Source organism: Pseudomonas sp. K8, from assembly GCF_014889455.1.
GTDB classification, from domain to species: Bacteria; Pseudomonadota; Gammaproteobacteria; order Pseudomonadales; family Pseudomonadaceae; genus Aquipseudomonas; species Aquipseudomonas veronii.
Map to the genome: position 1 here is coordinate 13,105 of NZ_VJWO01000001.1, position 21,644 is coordinate 34,748.

The following is a 21,644-nucleotide window of genomic DNA, read 5'->3' on the forward strand; positions in this document are numbered from 1 at the left end:
CAAGGGCGAGGTGAGCACATGTAACGAAGGACCAGGGAAATGTCACCAGATAGTGACATTTGCCCAAACCCTTTACTGACCGATCGGCGTGACCGCGGCCGGCGCATTGAGGCGCTGGTTCAGGTTCTGCATCTGGCTCTGCAAGGTGGTGATATTGCGGGTGGTCTGGATGCGAAACACATCGAACTCTTTATTGGTCGGCGCGTCGCTATTGCCCGGCTGGTTGTCCTGCGCGCTCTTTAGCACCACCAGGTCTTGTTCAAGACGGGCGATGGCTGCACTCGGGTTGCCCTGTTTCTTCAGGGCCGCCACGTCGGCGACCAGTTCCCTGATCTCGGCATCGCGCTTGGCGGCCTCACCTTGTGCCGCCTTGAGGCTGGCCACGGCGTCGGTCAACGCCTGCACCTGGCCTTGCAGCTTGGCGTTGGCGTTGGACAGGTCGGTGGTGCTGGCGGTCATCTGGGCCAGGCGCTTATCCAGTTCGGTGGCCTGGCCGGCCACGCCGACTTGCTGCTTGCCCTGCTCCAGCAACTGGGTTTCCAGCTGCTTGATCTGCAGTTTCAGCGCTTCGCTGCCGTTGTTCACGCTGGCCTCACTGGCCACGAACTTGCCGGAAATATCCTGCAGGCGCCCCGCCGCTTCTTCGCTGATGCGTGCAAAACTTTCCTGGGTGGCAACCAGTTGCTGGCCCATCAGGGAGATCTGCTGGAAGCTCCACCAGGCCAGGCCGGCAAAGGCGATCAGCAGCGCGCCGACCAAGGCCCACAGCGGCCCGGTACTGGCGCTCTTGACCTTGACCACAGGGGTATTGCGCGAACGCACGGAGGTGGCGGCGGTCGGCACGAAATCATCATCGTCCAAGGAGTCGGCCCGCAGGCTGGGAACATTGTCGAAATCGTCGTTGGCATCGTTACGCATGAATCAACCCTGAATCGGTGAGATAGCTATCTGAAAAGCCGAGCGGCGGCAGTATAAACCGCTGTCCTACCGCACTGATCGACCTGGAACCCTGAATTCGGTTCCCGATGTGTTGCTGCTTGTGAGCTTACTTCAGCCCCGGTTCCTGGGCCTTCCACCAGCTGCAGAACTCGTCGAGCGCGGTCCACAGGCTGACCTTGGGGTCATAGTCTAGATAATGCCTTGCGCGGCTGATGTCGAGGGTGAAATCTTTGTTCATCACCTGCATGCCCAGGCGCGACAACGCCGGCTCCGGGCGCCCGGGCCACAGCGCGCAGAATGCCTCGTTCAACGCGGCGATACTGTAGGACAAACCGTAGGACCGATACCGCGTCACCTGGGGCAAGTCCATCTGGCGCATCACGTAGTTCACCACATCCCACACCGGCACCGGGGTGCCGTTGCTGATGTTGTAGGCTTTGCCCAGCGCCGAGCCGGTGGCGAGCAGACTGCTGAGCAGCGCTTCGTTGAGGTTGTGGACGCTGGTGAAGTCGACCTTGTTCAGGCCGTCGCCGACGATGGCCAGGCGGTTCTTGCGCTGCATTTTCAGCAGACGCGGGAAGATGCTCATGTCGCCGGCGCCGGTGACAAAACGCGGGCGCAGGGCCAGGACTTCGAGGCCGAATTCCTGGGCACCGAACACCTTTTGCTCGGCCAGGTACTTGGTGGCGGCATAAGGATGCTTGAAGCGCTTGGGCACTTGGTCCTCGGTCAGCCCCAGGTGGTCGCGGCCGTCGAAATAGATCGACGGCGACGACAAGTGAACCAGGCGCCCGACCCGTTGCTTGAGGCAGGCTTCGACAACGTTCTCGGTCACCAGCACATTGCCTCGATGGAAATCCTGAGCGCGCGCCCACAGCCCGACAGCGCCGGCGCAATGCACCACGGCTTCGACATCGCGGCACAGTTCGCGCACCAGGTCGGCATCATTCAAATCACCCTGGATAAACTCGGCACCGCGCCGTACCAGGTGTTCCACACCTTCGGCGCGCCGCCCGTTGACCCGCACGTCCAGGCCCTGCTCCAGGGCGAAACGCGCAAAGCGCCCGCCGATGAAGCCGCTTGCGCCGGTGACCAGAATCTTCATGTATTACTCCGTGTTCTTTCGTTTTTCATCGCTGTTGCCTTGACGCCCGCCATCAGTCCAACGGCACCAACCATTGACCACAGGCCTGGGCCAGATGGTCGGTCAACAAACCCAACAGTTGCCCGCCACTGCGCCAATGATGCCAGTACAGCGGCACATCGATGGGCTTATCTGGCAATAACTCGACCAATACGCCTCTTTGCAGCTGGTCGCCGACCTGCAGTTCGGGCACCAGGCCCCAACCGAGCCCAGCTTCCGCCAAGCGGATAAACCCTTCGGACGACGGGCACAAATGGTGCTCGAAACCGCCGTCCACCCCGAGCGCGGCCAGGTAGCGGTGTTGCAGGAAATCGTCCGGGCCGAATACCAAGGCCGGCGTGCGCGCCAGTTGATCGGCGCGCACACCGTTGGGGAAGTACCGTGCGATAAACGCCGGACTCGCCAGCGCCCGATAGCGCATGGCGCCCAGCAACAGGCTGCGCGCCCCGGCCACCGGGCGTTCACTGGCGCAGATACAGGCCGCCACTTCACCGGCGCGCATGCGCTTGAGGCCGACGGTCTGGTCTTCCACCACCAGGTCCAGCAGCAAATGCTGCTCGGCGCAAAAGTCGCTGACGGCCTCGGCCCACCAGGTGGCGAGGCTGTCGGCATTCAACGCGATGCGCAGGCGTTCGGGCATGCCTTCTTCATCCAGCGCCGGCACCTGGCTTTGCAAGTCGCGCTCCAGCAGCCGTACCTGTTGCACATGGTTGAGCAGGCGCCGGCCGATATCGGTCGGCGTCGGCGGTGTGGCCCGCACCAGCACCGGCTGGCCGATCCGTGCTTCCAGCAGCTTGATACGCTGGGAGATCGCCGATTGCGACAACCCCAGCACCTGGGCACCGCGCTCGAAGCCGGCTTGTTCCACCACCGCCGCCAGGGCGGAGAGCAATTTATAGTCGAACATCAGTTTCTCTAATGAGCGATCAGCAATATTGGTTTTTCTTATACAGCTATGCCAGGGAAGATAGCCAGCATCGTTTCGGCTTGAGCAAGGATCTTCAACTATGTGGCAAAGCTATATGAACGGCCTGCTGGTCGCGTTGGGGCTGATCATGGCCATCGGCAGCCAGAACGCCTTTGTGCTCGCGCAAAGCCTGCGTCGTGAACACCACCTGCCGGTGGCGGCCCTGTGTGTGGTCTGCGATGCGCTGCTGGTGGCCGCCGGGGTATTCGGCCTGGCGACGATACTGGCGCAAAGCCCGATCCTGCTGGGGATTGCCCGCTGGGGCGGTGCCGCGTTCCTGCTGTGGTACGGCGCCTGCGCGCTGCGGCGGGCCTGTTCGAAACAGAGCCTCGACCAAGGCGACGCCCTCAAGGTGCGCTCATTGCGCGCCGTGTTGCTCAGCGCGTTGGCGGTGACGTTGCTCAACCCCCACGTTTACTTGGACACCGTGCTGCTGATTGGCTCGCTGGGCGCCCAGCAGACCGAACCCGGCGCCTATGTGGCCGGCGCGGCCAGCGCTTCGTTCCTGTGGTTCGCCACGCTGGCGCTCGGCGCCGCCTGGTTGGCCCCGTGGCTAGCACGTCCGGCGACGTGGCGTCTGCTCGACCTTCTGGTGGCGGGGATGATGTTCAGCGTGGCCTATCAATTGATCAGTGCATGATGAATATTCCAAAACGCTCTGGAACCTCTATCCCACACAGTTGTTGCGTGGTTTTGCCACACCCCGAGTGCTATGATCCGGACCCGGCGCCGCAAAGAGTACAAACTCCCCGGCGCTTGTTTGGCCGCCCGTGATCGGCCTTGCGCTCACCGCAACTGACCTGATTAGGAGAATCATCATGGCTTTCGAATTGCCGCCGCTGCCCTACGCACACGATGCCCTGCAGCCGCACATTTCCAAGGAAACCTTGGAATACCACCACGACAAGCACCACAACACCTATGTCGTGAACCTGAACAACCTGGTGCCTGGCACCGAGTTCGAAGGCAAGACCCTGGAAGAAATCGTCAAGTCTTCTTCGGGCGGCATCTTCAACAACGCCGCTCAGGTCTGGAACCACACCTTCTACTGGAACTGCCTGGCGCCAAACGCCGGCGGTCAACCGACCGGCGCACTGGCTGAGGCCATCAACGCTGCGTTCGGCTCGTTCGACAAGTTCAAAGAAGAATTCACCAAGACCTCCGTCGGCACCTTCGGTTCCGGTTGGGGCTGGCTGGTGAAAAAGGCTGACGGTTCCCTGGCCCTGGCCAGCACCATCGGCGCCGGCAACCCGCTGACCAGCGGCGACACCCCGCTGCTGACCTGCGACGTCTGGGAACACGCTTACTACATCGACTACCGCAACGCCCGTCCAAAATATGTGGAAGCGTTCTGGAACCTGGTCAACTGGAAGTTCGTGGCTGAGCAGTTCGAAGGCAAGGCCTTCACTGCCTAAGCACCCCTTGCAGTAAAAAGAGCCCGGCGATTGCCGGGCTTTTTTTGTGCGTTCGACGGCGGCGCCAGCCGGGCATGACGGAACCAACTGCGCGGAAATTGCCACCCAGGCAGTGAGAGGAATGTCCCTTTCATTCAATGTCGGAGAATTAACTTATGATCGCAGGCGCAGCAGGATTAGGAGCAGCAGCCTCCGCAGCCGCAGCACTCGCCCCCGTGCTAATGCCGTTGGCTGAACAGGCCGCCGGTATGGCCATGAATGTCGCAAAAGACCTTCTGAAAAACGCAACGAGTGCTGCCGGCAGCGCAACGAATCAACAGCAGCAAATCAAATTCTGATTGGGAAAGCGTGAACGGTGGCGGAGCAAAATCAGTCCGCCATCACTTGAATTCCCCCCTCGCCTGACGACCCCGCCTGCAACAGACCGGCCCACCATGGCGTCATGGAGCATCGCGCCGCAATGTTCCTTTGACTGCCATCACCAGATTGCCAATACTCATGGCATATTGAAGGCCACCCGCATGAGACAAGGAATGCCCCTTTGAAGCTGGAACTCAAAAACAGCTTGTCGGTGAAGTTGCTACGGGTTGTGCTGCTGTCGGCATTGATCGTGGGCGTGGCGCTGAGCGTGGCGCAGATCGTTTTCGATGCCTACAAGACGCGCCAGGCCGTGGCCGATGATGCCCAGCGCATCCTCGACATGTTTCGCGACCCCTCGACCCAGGCCGTCTACAGCCTGGACCGCGAGATGGGCATGCAGGTGATCGAAGGTCTGTTTCAGGACGACGCGGTCCGCATGGCCTCCATCGGCCATCCCAACGAAACCATGCTCGCGGAAAAAAACCGCGCCTTGCAGCAATCCTCCAGCCGCTGGTTGACCGACCTGATTCTCGGCCAGGAGCGCACGTTCACCACCGCCCTGGTCGGCAAAGGCCCCTATAGCGAGTATTACGGCGACCTGAGCATCACGCTCGACACGGCCACCTACGGCAAGGGTTTCATTGTCAGCTCGGTGATCATTTTTATTTCCGGGGTGCTGCGCGCACTGGCCATGGGCCTGGTGCTGTACCTGGTGTATCACTGGCTGCTGACCAAGCCGCTGTCGCGGATTATCGAGCACCTGACCTCGATCAACCCCGACCGCCCCAGCGAACACAAGATCCCCCAGCTCAAGGGCCACGAACGCAATGAACTGGGGCTGTGGATCAATACGGCCAACCAGTTGCTCGAATCCATCGAACGCAACACCCACCTGCGCCATGAAGCGGAATCCAGCCTGCTGCGCATGGCCCAGTACGACTTTCTCACCGGCCTGCCGAACCGCCAGAAACTGCAGGAGCAACTGGACAAGATCTTGATCGACGCCGGCCGTCGGCAGCGCCGCGTCGCCGTGTTGTGCGTGGGCCTGGATGACTTCAAAAGCGTCAACGAGCAGTTCACCTACCAGGCCGGCGACAAACTGCTGCTGGCCCTGGCCGATCGCCTGCGCGCCCACAGCGGCCGCCTCGGCGCCCTCGCCCGCCTCGGCGGCGACCAGTTCGCCCTGGTGCAGGCCGATATCGACCAGCCCTACGAAGCCGCCGAGCTGGCGCAAAGCATCCTCGATGACCTGGAAGCGGAGTTTGCCCTCGACAGCGAGCAGATTCGCCTGCGCGCCACCATCGGCATCACCTTGTTCCCGGAAGACGGCGACAGCACCGAGAAACTGCTGCAAAAAGCCGAACAGACCATGACCCTGGCCAAGAGCCGCTCGCGCAACCGCTATCAGTTCTATATCGCCAGTGTCGACAGTGAAATGCGCCGACGCCGCGAACTGGAGAAAGACCTGCGCGACGCCTTGAGCCGCAACCAGTTTTACCTGGTGTACCAACCGCAGATCAGCTACCGCGACCACCGTGTGGTCGGCGTCGAAGCGTTGATCCGTTGGCAGCACCCGGAACACGGCCTGGTGCCGCCAGACTTGTTCATCCCCCTGGCGGAACAGAACGGCACGATTATCGCGATCGGTGAATGGGTGCTCGACCAGGCCTGTCGACAATTGCGCGAATGGCACGACCAAGGCTTCACCGAGCTGCGCATGGCGGTCAACCTGTCCACCGTGCAACTGCACCACACCGAATTGCCACGGGTGGTGAATAACCTGATGCAGATCTATCGCTTGCCACCGCGCAGCCTGGAACTGGAAGTGACCGAGACCGGCCTGATGGAAGACATCAGCACCGCCGCCCAGCACCTGCTGAGCCTGCGCCGCTCCGGTGCGCTGATCGCCATCGATGACTTCGGCACCGGCTATTCATCCTTGAGCTATCTGAAAAGCCTGCCACTGGACAAGATCAAGATCGACAAGAGCTTCGTGCAGGACCTGCTCGACGATGACGACGACGCCACCATCGTGCGCGCGATTATCCAATTGGGTAAAAGCCTGGGCATGCAGGTGATCGCCGAAGGCGTGGAAACCGCGGAACAGGAGGCTTACATCATCTCCGAGGGCTGCCATGAAGGTCAGGGCTACCACTACAGCAAACCGTTGCCGGCACGGGAATTGGCGGCGTATTTGAAGCAGGCCGAACGCAATAACGCAGCCATTCTCTGACACGACCAAACGATAGTTGAGATTTCCCTCGTATAACCCTTTACAGAAAATGCAAATCTTTCGCATTATGTTGCAGTTTTGCGCGGCCCCCGCGCGCCCTATCAACGACCGATGCAGGATGTTCGCCATGATTCGTATGCCCCTGGCCACCGCCAGTCTGTTGGCCATTGCCATTTCGCTCGCCGGTTGCGGCGAAGGTAAAGACAAGGCCGCCGCGCCCCAGGCGCCGACCCCGGCCACCAGCACTGCCGCTCCGGCGGCTGCCACCCCTGCCGGCCAGGTCGACGAAACCGCCGCCAAGGCCGTGGTCGCGCATTACGCTGACATGGTGTTCGCGGTGTACAGCGATGCCGAGTCCACCGCGAAAACCCTGCAAACCGCGATCGACACCTTCCTCGCCAACCCGAACGACGAGACCCTCAAAGCCGCCCGTACCGCCTGGGTCGCCGCGCGCGTGCCGTACCTGCAGAGCGAAGTGTTCCGCTTCGGCAACACCATCATCGACGACTGGGAAGGCCAAGTGAACGCCTGGCCCCTGGACGAAGGCCTGATCGACTACACCGACAAATCCTACGAGCACGCGCTAGGCAACCCTGGCGCCACGGCCAACATCATCGCCAACACCGAGATCCAGGTCGGCGAAGACAAGGTCGACGTCAAGGACATCACCGCGGAAAAACTCGCCAGCCTCAATGAGCTGGGCGGTTCCGAAGCCAACGTCGCCACCGGCTACCACGCCATCGAATTTCTGCTGTGGGGCCAGGACCTGAACGGCACTGGCCCGGGCGCCGGCAACCGTCCTGCGTCGGACTACATGACCGGCGACGGTGCCACCGGTGGCCACAACGAGCGCCGCCGCACGTACCTGCGCGCCGTGACGCAGTTGCTGGTCAGCGACCTGGAAGAAATGGTCGGCAACTGGAAACCCAACGTCGAAGACAACTACCGCGCCACCCTGGAGGCCGAACCGGCCACCGACGGCCTGCGCAAAATGCTGTTCGGCATGGGCAGCCTGTCGCTCGGCGAACTGGCCGGTGAGCGCATGAAGGTGTCCCTGGAAGCCAACTCGCCGGAAGACGAGCAGGACTGTTTCAGCGACAACACCCACAACTCGCACTTCTACGACGCCAAGGGCATCCGCAACGTCTACCTGGGCGAATACACCCGCACTGACGGCAGCAAAATGACCGGCGCCAGCCTGTCATCCCTGGTGGCCAAGGCCGACCCGGCCGCCGACGCCGCGTTGAAAGCGGACCTGGCGGCGACCGAAGCGAAGATCCAGGTCATGGTTGACCACGCCAACAAGGGTGAGCACTACGACCAGTTGATCGCTGCGGGTAACGACGCGGGCAACCAGGTCGTGCGGGACGCCATCGCCGCACTGGTCAAGCAGACCGGCTCGATCGAAGCGGCTGCCGGCAAGCTGGGGATCAGTGACCTGAACCCGGATAGCGCTGATCACGAGTTCTGATCACTGCCGACGCCTAAGTGCCATAAAGAATGCCCCGACTCGCTCGGGGCATTTTTTTACGCCCGCAGTCGAAGGCATTACACCCGAATGATAAAAATCTGCGGCGACGCGATGGGCGTCGTCAGTTGGATGCCGCCGATCAGCGGTACCAGGTTATGACTGGCCTCAGCCTGGGCGACCAGGGTTCGCGTCGGCTCATCCATCAAGCTGCGGTAGGGCGCAACCTGCGCGTCGGCGGCAATCCGCTCACCGACCACACGCCGCGTTCTCAACCAATACAGCCTGACATCCCCCGCACGCCGGAACAGCAGCTCGCCGGCAACGTCATAGCCGCCAAGCACGCCGTAGCGACAGCGGCTCACCACCTCGCTCATCAAGCTCCGCAACCAGCCGGCCGAGCCGGGCGGGAGCGCGTTGAACAGCGGCACCGCGACGGGCTCCGGACGAAAGTCCAGGCGGCGGTAATGCCCGGGCGCGGTCGGTAACAGCCAACTGCCGTCGCTGAGCGTGTGGGTGGGCGGCAGCAACGAAAACGGATCGGCCAACCGCCCCTGCGCCGTGGGCAGCCAGAACTGCCAGTCCCGCAGGGTGCGTATCAGCGAGCGTAGGCCCAGTTGGGTCAAGCCCCCCGGGTTGGCCCGATTGAACAGGATCTGGGCGAGTTCGACTTGGCTGCGGGTGGTCAACAGCGCAAACGCCTCGCGCACATAGGCGGTGACCAGTTTTTTCAAGGGCACGCCACTGGCGACGACCCACAGCCCGTCACCGGTGGCAAACTTCACCTGTCGGGGCTGATTGTAAATGCCGGAGAGCAGCAGGTTTTCCAGATCCAGGAAATGCATGGCCGGCCGCCTCGGGTCACGAATCAATACGTCGTTGGGCGCGCTGGGGTCGCGGGGCAAAATCGCGAAATAGCGCTGGTCCATCTTGATGTATTCCTGCCCCAGCCACTGCGGATCACCGGCAACCCGCCGATAGATGCCCCGCGTCGCATCCACCACCTCGAGTTCGGCCACGTCGAGGGTTCTGCCCCACTCGATGAATTGTTCGTTTGCAGGACGCACCACCGTGGCCTCGGGCGCCGCGACACGGGTACTGGCGCGTGGTGGCGTCGGTAGGCTCGGTGGCAGCTCGGCGGGCGGCGGATGGCGGGTCGCCACCACCGGTAGGTCTGGCAGATCAATCCCGTCCAGACGCCACTGAAACCGCAGAAGCGGTACGTTCAGATAGGTCTCGAAGGCCGCCGTGGAGAGCCTCAGCCGCAGGTTTTCGACCAGGGCCAGCCGATATTCGATTTCGCGCCCCGCCGGGAAGTTGAACGACTCAAACACGCGTCTGGCCTGCACCTCATCCAGCCGAGGGTAAAGGTCCCTGAGGGCACGCTCCGGCGCGTTGCCGCCCTTGAGTCCGGCTAGCGGATGGGAACCTATTTCCCACTGCCCCGACGCATTCCGCCGAATCGGCGCGTAGTGATATTGCGTCAGCTTGCGTGCGTCCCTGAGCCGCCAGGCGGCTTTGTCGCCGTCATCGAGGATCGAGTACCAACGCCCACCGTCATTGAGGAAGTAGTGCTGGGCACCCGCGGCGTTCGAGGGCGCGTGATACACGCCCTGGCCTTCCCATCCGGCCAACGGCGCCACGCCGTCGGGCTTTTTCCCCAGCGCCATCTCCGCCGGCAACGCCCTTGGCCGGGAGCCCGCCACCGGTGCGCGGGCGCCGACCGCGCCGTCCACCAGCGCACCGACCAGCTCGCCCAGCGAGCGCACGAACGACTGTGCGGCACCGGCGCGGTCGCCCAGGTCCAGCGCCTCGACAGCGTTGAACACCGAAAACAGGCTGCGCGCCAAGCCGATCGGCAACATGATCCTGACCGGCAGCACCATGGACAGCACGTCGAAGGCCACGGTGGCGACGTTCAGGCCGGTTTCGATGTCGACTTGCCGGGTGCTCTTCGCTTGCGCCGCGGCGTCGTTGATCACGCAGTTCGCTTCAGCCTCATAAGCCTCCTCGAAGAAGTCGTCGGCAATCCGGCTCAGGCTCACCATCGACACGTCGCCGCGGCCCCTGAGCACGGCGCGGACGTGAGGCTCGAAGGCCCGCTCCACGCGCCCCAGCAGGTAGGCGCGCCAGCTGCTGTTGATGATGAAGTCGCTCATCAGGCGGTCTTTGGCGTACTCGTGGAACACGCGACCGTCAGGCGCCTGCGGGGTGTACACCACGATCGAGCCGACCCCGGCGGCGGCCGTGCCGAACAGCAGTACCCCGCGCACGCGCTGACCGCGCAGTTTCAAGTGCTGCACGAGAATCCGATGCCCGTCGACGCGCTCGCGCCGATCACTGTCGACGGGGGCATCGAGCACCGCCCGCACCCAATTGAAGCCACGGGCCAGACGGTCCGGGAGGAAGTCGCCGTGGATCTTGGCCTCGATGGCGTCGAGACGCAGTTGCCGCCGCATGACTTGGCCATACGTGTGTTTTTGCGCGAGCGCAGCCGGCGAGGTGATAAGGCGGTCCTTCAGAAAGGCGTCGTAGCCTTGTCCGACATTGACCGCGCGCACCAGATCCTTGACCTGTTGCAGGGTCAGCCCGTCATAGGCCGGGGCCGCTTCCAGATCTTCGGGGAGCAGTGCTTCATCAGGCTTTTTGCGCGTGTTTTCACTGAGCCTGGAAAAGTGCGTGAAGTTGAAATCCAGCCCGCCGAGATTCTCCAGGGCCAGTTCGGTCAGCGTGCGGCTTCGCTGCCGGAACAACGCTGTACCGGGCTCGCGCGGCGCCGGAGCAGGCGCGCCCGGAACCACGACAGTCGCCGGCACGAACGGTTCTTTGGTGTGTACGCGGACAGTGTCGGGGTCGATGTCCAGTGCATAGTCAGCCTTGAGGCGAATGCGCAGCTGTTGGTTGGCGTATGCCAGCAGCGTCGGTTTATCACTGAATTGCGCCAGCGACGGCAAGCCCTCGGCGTCCGGCAGACGCGACAGCAGCTCGTAATAATCGGCCATCGCGGCGCGCCACGCCTGTTTATCGGCGGGGGATGCGTCGTGCAGAAAGGTTCGGAGCTGCGCCTGCCCGCGCTTGATTTCGCGGCCCCACAACACCCCGCCGGCACTGAAAAGGCGAGCGGGGTCCGTGACCCGGTCCAGCACCTGCGGCAGCTCGGCCACTTCGATGGCGTCGACCGGTGACGGGTAGCGCGACAGGGTTGAGGTGAAGTTGTCGAGCATCAACCGGCATTGCGCCTCGACACTCTCAACGAACGGCGACTCGAGCTGTTCATGGTAGACCACCTGCCCCGTGGCCTTGAGCTGACGATGCAGGGCCAAGCCTTGCGCCTGGTCCGCCACCGCCAGGCCAGCGAGCACCGCGGCGAATTCGACGGGGTGGTTCAAACGCCGATGCAGCTCCCGATCCAGGCTGGCCAGGGAGTCAAACGCTTCAAGCCCGGAGTCCGGCAGAAACAGCAGCAGCGTGCCGACGTTCATGCTTGGGTCCACGGGGCGCACCCGAGCCGGCTCGACCGCCTCCTGCGCCCTCACCACGGCTTGTTCCGGGTCTCTGGAGGTCAGCACAAAGGCGCCGCGCAAGGTCAGGTCCGCAGCGCCGGGAGCTCCCTTGAGGGCAACCGCGTAGACACACGGCCGGTCAGCGCGCAGCGCCTGTCGTGCCTGGGCGTGCGGGTGACGCAGCACCAGGGCGAACAGGTCCTGGTCGGCAGGGCTGAGCAGGCGGTCGGCAGCCAGTAGCGCCACTTCGGTTTTCAGCAGTTCGATACGGTTTTGCACCAACCATTGTTTCTGCGTGCGCGCATCGGTCAGGCTGCGCGCGCGCGTCCAGAAGGCTTGCACGAAAGCGCTGTAAGAAGCGCTCAGCCCGGCGGCCAGGCGGTCGAGGAATTTATCCAGCCCGGCCGGAGTGATACCGCTCAAGGGCAGCAGCGCTTCGCCCGTCGCCGGCAGCCGATGCAGGGTCGCCATGCGCCCCGCATAACTCGCTGGCTGGCCAGCGGTGATACGTTGCACCACCGCATCGAACAGCGTGGGCAGCAACTCGGCCTCGGTGGGCGGTTGCGCCTCTGACGTCGCTGGCGGGATGGGCGTCTCCGGCAGTCGGATGAAGGCGTGGCGCACATCGAGGCTGGGCGTCAAGGTCGGGAATGCTTGCTCGAACGCATGCTGCACAAATGAATGGAACGTCGGTGGCGACTGAAACTGCTCGGCGATCTGGCGGTCGAGCGCCATTAACTGTTCGCGCAACGCAACCTGTTGCGGTGCGTCCTTGACAGTTGGCGGTGCAGATAACAATAAATCAGACGGCATGGTGGCCTCTCGAATAGGAAACATACCGACCCATCGTGCCTAAGCCCCCCCTGAACCATGCGCTACATAGCTACGCGCCGCCGATCGGCGGCCAAGGTTTACATGCCCTGCACCCCAGGTAGAATGGCGCCCTTCCCCTGTCACCCGAGCAGACTTCATGGCGTTGCCGACCCTTCGCATCATTGGCTTCATCATCGGCATCTTCCTGATCACCCTCGCGATCGCCATGGTCGTTCCGATGGTCATCCTGGTGATCTTCGAACGCACCAGCGACCTGCCGTCGTTCCTGTGGGCCAGCCTGATTACCTTTATCGCCGGCCTGGCCCTGGTGATTCCCGGTCGCCCGGAACATATCCACCTGCGTCCCAGGGACATGTACCTGCTGACGGTGAGCAGTTGGGTGGTGGTGTGCATCTTCGCCGCGCTGCCGTTTTTCCTGACGCAGAACATCAGCTACACCGACTCGTTTTTTGAAAGCATGTCCGGCATCACCGCCACCGGTTCCACGGTGTTGAGCGGGCTGGACACCATGTCGCCCGGCATTTTGATGTGGCGTTCGCTGCTGCACTGGCTCGGCGGGATCGGCTTTATCGGCATGGCGGTGGCGATCCTGCCGCTGCTGCGCATCGGTGGCATGCGCCTGTTCCAGACCGAGTCCTCGGACCGCTCGGAAAAGGTCATGCCGCGTTCGCACATGGTGGCGCGGCTGATCGTGGCGGCGTATGTGGGCATCACCATCCTCGGCAGCCTGGCGTTCTGGTGGGCCGGGATGGGCTTGTTCGATGCGATCAACCATGCGATGTCGGCGATTTCCACCGGCGGGTTTTCCACCTCCGATGAGTCCCTGGCGCACTGGAAACAACCGGCGGTGCATTGGGTAGCGGTGGTGGTGATGATCCTCGGCAGCCTGCCGTTCACCCTGTACGTCGCCACGTTGCGCGGCAACCGTCGGGCGTTGATCAAGGATCAGCAGGTGCAGGGTTTGCTCGCCTTGCTGTTGATGACCTGGCTGGTGCTCGGCACCTGGTACTGGTGGACCACCAACCTGCACTGGCTGGATGCGCTGCGCCATGTGGCCCTGAACGTGACGTCGGTGGTGACGACGACCGGTTTTGCACTGGGGGACTACAGCCTGTGGGGCAATTTCTCACTGATGCTGTTTTTCTACCTGGGTTTTATCGGCGGTTGCTCGGGGTCAACGGCGGGCGGGATCAAGATCTTCCGCTTCCAAGTCGCCTATATCCTGCTCAAGGCCAACTTGAACCAGTTGATTCACCCGCGCGCGGTGATCAAGCAGAAGTACAACGGCCACCGCCTCGACGAAGAGATCGTGCGTTCGATCCTGACCTTCTCGTTTTTCTTCGCCATCACCATTTGCATGATCGCCCTGGCCTTGTCGCTGCTCGGCCTGGACTGGATGACCGCGCTGACCGGCGCCGCCAGCACGGTGTCCGGGGTCGGCCCGGGCCTGGGCGAAACCATCGGCCCGGCCGGCAACTTCGCCAGCCTGCCGGACGCGGCCAAGTGGATCCTGGCGCTGGGCATGCTGCTCGGCCGGCTGGAAATCATTACAGTCTTTGTTCTGTGCATCCCGGCGTTCTGGCGTCACTGACCGTCGACGTATCCAGCAACCGCGCGCGGTACTCGCCGGGCGTGGCGTCGAACCAGCGGCGGAAGGCGCGGAAGAAGTTGCTCGGGTCGGCAAAGCCCAGCAGGTAGGCGATCTCCAGCAGGGTCATGCTCGGCTGCGCCAGGTATTGCTCGGCCAGTTCGCGGCGGGTGTCGTCCAGCAGGGTCTGGAAACTGGTGCCCTCTTCCTGCAGACGCCGCTGCAACGTGCGTTGGGACAGGTGCAGGGTCTGGGCCACCACTTCGCGCTTGGGTTCGCCCTGGGGCAACAGGCGGCACAGCACCTGCCGCGCCTTGTGGGTCACGCGGCTTTCGGAGAAGCGCGCCAGGTATTCACCGGCAAACCGGTCGTGCAGCAGCGCCATTGCCTCATTGGCGGTGGGCAGCGGCGCCTCCATGTCGGCGCGCTCGAAAATCAGCGCGTCATAGGCCGCGTTGAATTCCAGGGGCGCATGGAACGCCTGTTTGTAGGGCGCGAGGTCGGCGGGTTGCTCACCTTGCAGCAGCACCTTGCGCGGTTGCAGGGTACGCCCGGTCAACCAGCCGCACAGCGCCAGCGCACAGGCCAGCGAGGCTTCGGCGCTTTGCCGGGTGGGCGGCAGGTGATCGCCATGTACTGTCAGAATCAGCGCATAGCCTTCGGGTAATAATTGGAAACTCAGGTCAGCGCTTTCGGCGATGATCCGCTGGTAGCGCACCAGGCGCATAAAGCCTTCCGCCAATGTGTTGCTGGACATCAGCGCGTAACCGGTCACGTGAAACGACGCCGGGCGCACCACTTTGCCCATGTTCAGGCCAATCGCGGGGTTGCCCGACAATTCCACGGCACGCTGCCACAGCCGCGTCATGGAGTCTTGCGGAAAGCGCGCATCGGGGTCGTTGAGGGCGGCATAGTCCAGGCCCAATTGTTTGAACAACACCTGGCAATCCAGGCCGTCCATTTCCAGTGCCTTGACTATCCCCATCGCCCAGCTTGCAGAAGTTGTTCGTTCGCTCATGGCGTCTTCTTAATAAAGCAGGCTGAAACCGCAGCCAGGAAGGCAAGGATACTAAAGTGGCATCTAATGTCACTGGCTGTTACCACTGATCACTCTAGACTTAAATAAGCTCCCCGCCGAACAACTGTTCGACGGCATAACAATCAGAGGGCCGACCACCGTGGGAAATACCAAGCAATTCAATAGCTTCGCCGAGTTTTACCCGTATTACCTGAAAGAACACGGCAACAGCACCTGCCGGCGCCTGCACTTTATCGGCACCACGCTGGTGATTGGGCTTCTGGCGTATGTGCTGGGCAAAGGCGCCCTCGGCCTGCTGATTGCGGTGCCCATCGCCGGCTACGGCTTCGCCTGGGTGGGCCACTTCTTCTTCGAAAAGAACCGCCCGGCGACCTTCCAGCATCCGTTCTACAGCCTGCTCGGGGATTTCGTGATGTACCGCGACATGATCCTGGGCAAAGTGCCGTTCTAGCCGTGCGACGTCTGGTCACTTGTGCTTTAACGATGACGCTTTGTCCGTCCGTCGATATAAAAGTCTTTTTGTCATTTACAGTGCTGTATCCTGCCAAGGCTTTTTGAGAGCGCGGAATCACCTGCGATTGAAAAAACAGACTTTGCGAGGAGCGACGACGATGCACGAGATACCTAATCTCCCCTTCCCAAGCCTGCACCCAACAGAGCAGCCAACACCGCAGCAGGCCGGCGACAAGCAGCCTGAGGCCAAAGAAGCAAAACCAGTCGACCGCGAAAGCCAGGACTGACGCCGTACCAGACCGTGTGGAAAGCGCACCTTTGAGCGCTTTCCACACTGCCTGAAATTCCCGAGATACCCGCCATGACCGACAACCACTCCGATAGCCCCAACGCCGCCATACTCGACACTGCCCTGCAGATGGTCGACGTATGGAACCGTCTCAACGCGGACAAACAGGCCCTGCTGCTCAAGCGCTTCGGCACCCAGGAAAACGCCTTGGCCGCCCTGGTCACCACGCAATTGCTCGCCCCTGCCCGGTCCTGACGCGGTTTAGACCGACGTTTTGGCTTTTTACTGCCCTGCGCGGGCCAAAGCATCGGTATCATTAGCAGCCTATCTTTACCTGCTGCGACAGTGGACCCTTCCCATGCCAGATACCCAGCGCCCCATGGCGGTCACGCTGCAAGTTGTTTCCATCGTGTTGTTCACCTTTATCGGCTACCTGAATATCGGCATTCCCCTGGCCGTGTTGCCGGGCTATGTCCACAGTGAGCTGGGCTTTGGCGCGGTGATCGCCGGGCTGGTGATCAGTGTGCAATACCTCGCCACCCTGCTGAGCCGGCCGTATGCCGGGCGCGTCATCGATAACCTGGGCAGCAAGCGCGCTGTGCTGATCGGCCTGGCGGGCTGCGGCCTGAGCGGCGTGTTCATGTTGCTCGCGGCGTGGTTTTCCAGCCTGCCGGCGCTGAGCCTGGGCAGCCTGCTCATCGGCCGCCTGGTGCTGGGCAGTGCCGAAAGCCTGGTAGGTTCGGGCGCCATCGGCTGGGGCATTGGCCGGGTGGGGGCGGCGAACACGGCGAAGGTCATCTCGTGGAACGGCATCGCCAGCTATGGCGCCCTGGCGGTCGGCGCGCCGTTGGGGGTGCTGCTGGTGCGTCACCTCGGCTTGTGGAGCATGGGCGTGAGTATCCTGCTGCTGGCGGCGGTGGGCCTGCTGCTGGCGTGGCGCAAAGAGCCGGCACCAATTGTCGCCGGGGTGCGCCTGCCTTTCATGAATGTGCTGGGCCGGGTATTGCCCCACGGTTGCGCACTGGCGCTGGGCTCCATCGGCTTTGGCACCATCGCCACCTTCATCACCTTGTATTACACCACCCAGCATTGGGATAACGCGGTGTGGGCACTGAGCCTGTTCGGCGCCAGTTTTATCGGCGCGCGCCTGTTGTTCGGCAATTTGATCAACCGCATCGGCGGCTTTCGCGTGGCGATCGCCTGCCTGTCGGTGGAGGTGCTGGGCTTGCTGTTGCTGTGGCTGGCGCCGGATGCGCCGTGGGCACTGGCGGGCGCGGCGTTGAGCGGCTTCGGTTTTTCTTTGGTGTTTCCGGCGCTGGGAGTGGAGGCGGTCAATCTGGTGCCTGCGTCCAGCCGGGGTTCGGCGGTGGGCGCGTACTCGCTGTTCATCGACCTGTCGCTGGGGATCACCGGCCCGCTGGCCGGGGCCGTGGCGGCCGGCTTTGGCTTTGCGTCGATCTTCCTGTTCGCCGCCCTCGCCGCTTTGGTCGGGTTGCTGCTGAGTGTCTACCTGTACCGGCAAGCCCCCAAGGCCCGCGAGGCGCGCGACGCCTAGAAGTCGACCTTGCCGCGCCCGGCCTTGATGCTGCCGCGCTTGGTCTTGGATTCGAGGCGGCGTTTCTTCGAGCCCAGGGTCGGTTTGGTCGGGCGGCGTTTCTTCTCCACCTTGGTGGCGCTGAGGATCAACTCCACCAGGCGCTCCAGCGCATCGGCGCGGTTCTGTTCCTGGGTGCGGTATTGCTGGGCCTTGAGCACCAGCACGCCGTCGCTGGTAATCCGACTGTCGCGCAGTGCCAGCAAGCGCTCCTTATAGAATTCCGGCAACGACGAGGCCGGAATATCAAAGCGCAGATGCACCGCGCTCGACACCTTGTTGACGTTCTGCCCGCCGGCGCCCTGGGCGCGAATGGCGGTCAGCTCGATCTCGGCGTCGGGCAAGTGGACGTTGTTGGAAATCACCAGCATGAGCAACGGGTTCCTCTAAGGGGAGCCCAAGGATACGCGAATGCGCCCCGCCCATCCCTTCAAACGACAAACCCGGCACGCGGCCGGGTTTGCTCAACAGCATCGAAGGGTTACTCCAGCGCGGCCATCGCCAGACGCTGATCCGCGCGGCGCTTGTTCTTGATCCAGTAACACAGCCCCATGAACGCCACCCACACCGGGATCGCATACACCGAGACCTGAATCCCCGGAATCATCAGCATGATCACCAGGATAAACACCACGAACGCCAGGCACAGGTAATTACCATACGGATACCACAGCGCCTTGAACAACGGCACCTGGCCGGTGCGGTTCATGTGCTGGCGGAACTTGAAGTGGGAGAAGCTGATCATCGCCCAGTTGATCACCAGCGTGGCCACCACCAGCGACATCAGCAGTTCCAGCGCGTGTTGCGGGATCAGGTAATTCATCAGCACCGCCACCAGGGTGATCGCCGCCGAGGCGAGGATCGAGCGCACCGGCACACCGCGCTTGTCGATCTTCGCCAACACCCGCGGCGCGTCGCCCTGCTCGGCCATGCCCAGCAGCATGCGGCTGTTGCAGTAGGTGCCGCTGTTGTACACCGACAGCGCGGCGGTCAGCACCACAAAGTTGAGGATATGCGCGGCAGTGTTGCTGCCGAGCATCGAGAACACCTGCACGAATGGGCTGCCGCTATAGGCATCGCCGGACGCATTGAGGGTCGCCAGCAGGCTGTCCCACGGCGTCAGCGACAACAGCACCACCAGGGCGCCGATGTAGAAGATCAGGATGCGGTAGATCACCTGATTGATCGCCTTGGGGATCACGGTGCGTGGCTGGTCGGCTTCGGCCGCGGTAAAGCCGAGCATTTCCAGGCCGCCGAAAGAGAACATGATGAGCGCCATGGCCATCACCAACCCACCGACACCATGGGGGAAGAAGCCGCCGTGTTCCCACAGATTACTCACCGAGGCTTGCGGGCCGCCGCTGCCGCTGACCAGCAGGTAGCTGCCCAGGGCGATCATGCCGACGATGGCCACCACCTTGATGATGGCGAACCAGAACTCAGCCTCGCCGAAGACTTTGACGTTGGCCAGGTTGATCAGGTTGATCAACACGAAAAACGCCGCCGCCGACACCCAGGTCGGAATCTCCGGCCACCAGTAATGCACATATTTGCCGACAGCCGTCAGCTCCGACATACCCACCAGGATGTACAGAATCCAGCAGTTCCAGCCCGACAGGAAGCCAGCGAAACCGCCCCAGTATTTGTGGGCAAAGTGGCTGAAGGAGCCGGCTACCGGCTCTTCGACGATCATTTCGCCGAGTTGGCGCATGATCATGAAGGCAATGAAGCCGCAGATGGCATAGCCCAGGATCATCGACGGGCCGGCGGATTTGAGCACCCCGGCCGAGCCCAGGAACAGGCCGGTGCCGATGGCGCCACCGAGGGCGATCAACTGGATATGACGGTTTTTCAGGCCACGTTTCAGTTCGCCTGAAGAGGAATCGGGTCCACTCATGAAAAGGCTCTCACGCAAGGTTTGATGATGTTGAATGCAGGTTGCTGCCTTGTTGTTCGACTCAAGCAGCGCCGCTCAAACCCCAGCGCAGGCACCAGGAATACAGCGTCGTTCTATCGGTCATGCGTCACCTGTTTGTTTTTATCTGTGACGAAATCGAACCCGTCTGGCTCGTGGCCAGGCGGAGTGATCAGGGTGGATTAACCCTGAGGTCTTGGCCTTTTGCGCGGTTACGCAAGGGGGTCACAGTAAAACGCGGCGCATTGTACACCGCTCGACCGCTTGCGGACGGCCCTCGCGAGCCTCCGCGACAATCTGTCAGGTATTCCTTACAGCACGGTGCTGGCCCGATACCGCAGGCCTTTTGCGTAAATCAATCGTTACAACGCGGAAAATCGGCGTTACACCCAGCCAGTATCTGTCAGTTCACAAAAAATTGGCGGTAGGACATATCCGAACACTCGCCTGCCCCAGTGCGCTGTTTTGCATGGGGAAAAAATGGCGCGCTAAAAACAGAACAAAAAATCCAAATGAGACCGTGTCAATAAAATTTTTGCATTCCGAAACACTCTCACCTAGGTTCTTTCACTTGCCCAGCGAAGCCCGCGGGTAAGCCGTTCTCAAACAACGTCCTCTAGGAGATACACCATGCAAGCACTGGAAAACGACCTGGAAACCGAACTGCAACTCGACGATTGGTTTGAAGCGCCGACCCATGAGGCCGCCGTTGAAATGATGCAAGCCGATGCCGTGGTGCCTTTTGGCACCGCGATATGGCCGTTCTAACCCCCGGCAGGCATCCGGCAGGCGCAGTGCGCTGCGCCTGCCCCCTTACCCAAGGCACACAAGGACACCCGTCATGGACAAGGCCCGCGCCGTCGAACACTTTCTCTACTACCTCGCCCACCATCCGGCCCTCAGCGGCTTGAGCCGGCCGACTGTGCTGCTGGGCCATACCGAACGCTACGAGGCGATTGCCCAGGCGATCAGCCTCGGCAGCGCCGCCCGCTTCAACTTCCAGGTGCAGCGCCTGGACCTGGCCGCCAGCGACACCCTGGCCGAAGCCATCGAAACCTGCGACCTGTACCTGTTTTTCTACGACGCCTCGACCCTGCCCAACCCCCGCGCCGAAGGCCCGGACTTTATCCGCGCCTTGCATGGCGTAATGGCCGAGCACTGGAAAAAATCCCTGCTGTTCAAGGACTACGGCGACTACTTCTACGACACCTTCAGCGTCGAGCCGCAACGCATCGCCGACCTCAACGCCACGCTGATCCGGAGCATGTCCCAGGCCTCGGTGCTGAGCTTCAGCGATCGGCACGGCTCACGCCTGCGAGCACCGCTGAGCAGCATCAAGAAGTGGACCAATATCAACGGCATCGGCAACCACGACCTGGCCCCCGGCGAGATCGCCACCCACAGCGAAGCCATCAACGGCCAGGTGCGGTTTGTCGGCACCTTCCTCAGCACGATCCCCTTCGCCCGTAAATATGGCGTGCTGCAATCACCGCTGGAGCTGTGGATCGAAAACTCGACCATCTGCAGTGTCGCCAGCGACGTCCCGGGGCTGGCGGACGATTTCAACAAGTACCTGAACGCCAACCCATCGAACCGCCGCGTGGAGGAACTGGGGATCGGTACCAATGAAGGGGTCAAGGATCTGTATGCGCGCAACGCCGGGTTCGAAGAGCGTCACTGCGGCCTGCACCTTGGGTTGGGTGGCGGGCAGAAAGGCAGTCATCACCTGGATTTGATCTTCGCCAGCGGGGTGTTGGCGCTGGATGACAAGCCGGTGTTCGATGGTACCTTTGCGTTCTGATCAGATCCAACTGTGGGAGGGGCTTGCTCCCTCCCACAGTTGATGGCATTGCAAATGCAGATCCAAAAAAAACGCCAACCCGAGGGTTGGCGTTTTTATGCA

Annotated in this window: 19 protein-coding genes; 12 read left to right on the forward strand and 7 right to left on the reverse strand. The window is 62.3% G+C overall.

The window, feature by feature from the left end; all coding sequences use genetic code 11:
* Positions 1-72: 72 nt before the first annotated feature.
* The 3 genes from INT12_RS00070 to INT12_RS00080 form a co-directional block, all read right to left on the reverse strand.
* The gene (locus INT12_RS00070) at positions 73-918 is read right to left on the reverse strand and encodes a hypothetical protein (protein WP_017847180.1); all 846 of its coding nucleotides are present in this window, start codon (positions 916-918) and stop codon (positions 73-75) included.
* A gap of 127 nt (positions 919-1,045) precedes the next feature.
* Complete coding sequence (locus INT12_RS00075; RefSeq protein WP_017847179.1) at positions 1,046-2,044, reverse strand: NAD-dependent epimerase/dehydratase family protein; 999 nt, start codon at positions 2,042-2,044, stop codon at positions 1,046-1,048.
* 52 nt (positions 2,045-2,096) lie between these two features.
* Positions 2,097-2,990: a LysR family transcriptional regulator ArgP gene (locus INT12_RS00080; protein ID WP_193040305.1), complete on the reverse strand. Its 894-nt coding sequence runs from the start codon at positions 2,988-2,990 to the stop codon at positions 2,097-2,099.
* A 100-nt stretch (positions 2,991-3,090) separates the two neighbouring features.
* Between INT12_RS00080 and INT12_RS00085 the strand changes: the two genes are divergently transcribed.
* The 5 genes from INT12_RS00085 (at position 3,091) to INT12_RS00105 (ending at position 8,529) form a co-directional block, all read left to right on the forward strand.
* Entirely contained in the window at positions 3,091-3,690 is a 600-nt protein-coding gene (locus INT12_RS00085; protein ID WP_017847177.1) for a LysE/ArgO family amino acid transporter, read from the forward strand.
* A gap of 178 nt (positions 3,691-3,868) precedes the next feature.
* On the forward strand, positions 3,869-4,465 hold the full coding sequence (locus INT12_RS00090) for a superoxide dismutase (RefSeq protein WP_017847176.1): 597 nt from the start codon (positions 3,869-3,871) through the stop codon (positions 4,463-4,465).
* A 155-nt stretch (positions 4,466-4,620) separates the two neighbouring features.
* Positions 4,621-4,803 (forward strand): hypothetical protein, encoded by a 183-nt coding sequence (locus tag INT12_RS00095; RefSeq protein ID WP_017847175.1) that lies wholly within the window; start codon positions 4,621-4,623, stop codon positions 4,801-4,803.
* Between the two features lie 203 nt (positions 4,804-5,006).
* A complete protein-coding gene (locus INT12_RS00100) occupies positions 5,007-7,058 on the forward strand; it encodes a putative bifunctional diguanylate cyclase/phosphodiesterase (RefSeq protein WP_017847174.1) in 2,052 nt (683 codons plus the stop codon).
* A gap of 127 nt (positions 7,059-7,185) precedes the next feature.
* Positions 7,186-8,529 (forward strand): imelysin family protein, encoded by a 1,344-nt coding sequence (locus INT12_RS00105; protein WP_017847173.1) that lies wholly within the window; start codon positions 7,186-7,188, stop codon positions 8,527-8,529.
* Between the two features lie 77 nt (positions 8,530-8,606).
* Here the strand turns inward: INT12_RS00105 and INT12_RS00110 are convergent, their stop codons facing one another.
* Entirely contained in the window at positions 8,607-12,842 is a 4,236-nt protein-coding gene (locus INT12_RS00110) for a dermonecrotic toxin domain-containing protein (RefSeq protein ID WP_193040432.1), read from the reverse strand.
* A 157-nt stretch (positions 12,843-12,999) separates the two neighbouring features.
* Between INT12_RS00110 and INT12_RS00115 the strand changes: the two genes are divergently transcribed.
* Positions 13,000-14,454 carry a TrkH family potassium uptake protein gene (locus tag INT12_RS00115; protein ID WP_017847171.1) on the forward strand — a complete coding sequence of 485 codons (1,455 nt, stop codon included), beginning with the start codon at positions 13,000-13,002 and terminating at the stop codon, positions 14,452-14,454.
* Here the strand turns inward: INT12_RS00115 and INT12_RS00120 are convergent.
* Positions 14,411-15,469, reverse strand: coding sequence for an AraC family transcriptional regulator (locus INT12_RS00120; RefSeq protein ID WP_102617886.1), 1,059 nt, complete (start codon positions 15,467-15,469; stop codon positions 14,411-14,413). The genes INT12_RS00115 and INT12_RS00120 overlap by 44 nt on opposite strands.
* Before the next feature lie 160 nt (positions 15,470-15,629).
* Here INT12_RS00120 and INT12_RS00125 point away from each other — a divergent pair, with 160 nt between their 5' ends.
* From INT12_RS00125 to INT12_RS00135, 4 genes are all read left to right on the forward strand, one after another.
* Positions 15,630-15,941 (forward strand): DUF962 domain-containing protein, encoded by a 312-nt coding sequence (locus tag INT12_RS00125; protein ID WP_017847169.1) that lies wholly within the window; start codon positions 15,630-15,632, stop codon positions 15,939-15,941.
* A 160-nt stretch (positions 15,942-16,101) separates the two neighbouring features.
* Entirely contained in the window at positions 16,102-16,230 is a 129-nt protein-coding gene (locus tag INT12_RS31600) for a hypothetical protein (protein ID WP_017847168.1), read from the forward strand.
* Between the two features lie 74 nt (positions 16,231-16,304).
* Complete coding sequence (locus tag INT12_RS00130) at positions 16,305-16,487, forward strand: hypothetical protein (RefSeq protein ID WP_046382277.1); 183 nt, start codon at positions 16,305-16,307, stop codon at positions 16,485-16,487.
* Between the two features lie 103 nt (positions 16,488-16,590).
* A complete protein-coding gene (locus INT12_RS00135; protein WP_104902577.1) occupies positions 16,591-17,787 on the forward strand; it encodes an MFS transporter in 1,197 nt (398 codons plus the stop codon).
* Here INT12_RS00135 and arfB read toward each other — a convergent pair.
* Both arfB and INT12_RS00145 read right to left on the reverse strand, forming a co-directional pair.
* Complete coding sequence (gene arfB / locus INT12_RS00140) at positions 17,784-18,197, reverse strand: alternative ribosome rescue aminoacyl-tRNA hydrolase ArfB (protein ID WP_017847165.1); 414 nt, start codon at positions 18,195-18,197, stop codon at positions 17,784-17,786. The two genes, INT12_RS00135 and arfB, sit on opposite strands and share 4 nt — an antisense overlap.
* A 110-nt stretch (positions 18,198-18,307) precedes the next feature.
* On the reverse strand, positions 18,308-19,723 hold the full coding sequence (locus INT12_RS00145) for an amino acid permease (protein ID WP_102617889.1): 1,416 nt from the start codon (positions 19,721-19,723) through the stop codon (positions 18,308-18,310).
* 648 nt (positions 19,724-20,371) lie between these two features.
* Between INT12_RS00145 and INT12_RS00150 the strand changes: the two genes are divergently transcribed.
* Both INT12_RS00150 and INT12_RS00155 read left to right on the forward strand, forming a co-directional pair.
* On the forward strand, positions 20,372-20,509 hold the full coding sequence (locus tag INT12_RS00150; protein WP_193040433.1) for a hypothetical protein: 138 nt from the start codon (positions 20,372-20,374) through the stop codon (positions 20,507-20,509).
* A gap of 73 nt (positions 20,510-20,582) precedes the next feature.
* The gene (locus INT12_RS00155) at positions 20,583-21,542 is read left to right on the forward strand and encodes a leucyl aminopeptidase (protein ID WP_193040434.1); all 960 of its coding nucleotides are present in this window, start codon (positions 20,583-20,585) and stop codon (positions 21,540-21,542) included.
* The last annotated feature ends 102 nt before the right edge of the window (positions 21,543-21,644 follow it).

What these genes read in the sequence shown, in the direction of transcription:
- arfB (WP_017847165.1), bottom strand. Translation starts at nt 18,197, where the DNA reads ATGCTGGTGATTTCCAACAACGTCCACTTGCCCGACGCCGAGATCGAG.
- INT12_RS00090 (WP_017847176.1), top strand. Translation starts at nt 3,869, where the DNA reads ATGGCTTTCGAATTGCCGCCGCTGCCCTACGCACACGATGCCCTGCAG.
- INT12_RS00070 (WP_017847180.1), bottom strand. Translation starts at nt 918, where the DNA reads ATGCGTAACGATGCCAACGACGATTTCGACAATGTTCCCAGCCTGCGG.
- INT12_RS00095 (WP_017847175.1), top strand. Translation starts at nt 4,621, where the DNA reads ATGATCGCAGGCGCAGCAGGATTAGGAGCAGCAGCCTCCGCAGCCGCA.
- INT12_RS00075 (WP_017847179.1), bottom strand. Translation starts at nt 2,044, where the DNA reads ATGAAGATTCTGGTCACCGGCGCAAGCGGCTTCATCGGCGGGCGCTTT.
- INT12_RS00115 (WP_017847171.1), top strand. Translation starts at nt 13,000, where the DNA reads ATGGCGTTGCCGACCCTTCGCATCATTGGCTTCATCATCGGCATCTTC.
- INT12_RS00110 (WP_193040432.1), bottom strand. Translation starts at nt 12,842, where the DNA reads ATGCCGTCTGATTTATTGTTATCTGCACCGCCAACTGTCAAGGACGCA.
- INT12_RS00155 (WP_193040434.1), top strand. Translation starts at nt 20,583, where the DNA reads ATGGACAAGGCCCGCGCCGTCGAACACTTTCTCTACTACCTCGCCCAC.
- INT12_RS00080 (WP_193040305.1), bottom strand. Translation starts at nt 2,990, where the DNA reads ATGTTCGACTATAAATTGCTCTCCGCCCTGGCGGCGGTGGTGGAACAA.
- INT12_RS00120 (WP_102617886.1), bottom strand. Translation starts at nt 15,469, where the DNA reads ATGAGCGAACGAACAACTTCTGCAAGCTGGGCGATGGGGATAGTCAAG.
- INT12_RS00130 (WP_046382277.1), top strand. Translation starts at nt 16,305, where the DNA reads ATGACCGACAACCACTCCGATAGCCCCAACGCCGCCATACTCGACACT.
- INT12_RS00135 (WP_104902577.1), top strand. Translation starts at nt 16,591, where the DNA reads ATGCCAGATACCCAGCGCCCCATGGCGGTCACGCTGCAAGTTGTTTCC.
- INT12_RS00105 (WP_017847173.1), top strand. Translation starts at nt 7,186, where the DNA reads ATGATTCGTATGCCCCTGGCCACCGCCAGTCTGTTGGCCATTGCCATT.
- INT12_RS00150 (WP_193040433.1), top strand. Translation starts at nt 20,372, where the DNA reads ATGCAAGCACTGGAAAACGACCTGGAAACCGAACTGCAACTCGACGAT.
- INT12_RS31600 (WP_017847168.1), top strand. Translation starts at nt 16,102, where the DNA reads ATGCACGAGATACCTAATCTCCCCTTCCCAAGCCTGCACCCAACAGAG.
- INT12_RS00085 (WP_017847177.1), top strand. Translation starts at nt 3,091, where the DNA reads ATGTGGCAAAGCTATATGAACGGCCTGCTGGTCGCGTTGGGGCTGATC.
- INT12_RS00145 (WP_102617889.1), bottom strand. Translation starts at nt 19,723, where the DNA reads ATGAGTGGACCCGATTCCTCTTCAGGCGAACTGAAACGTGGCCTGAAA.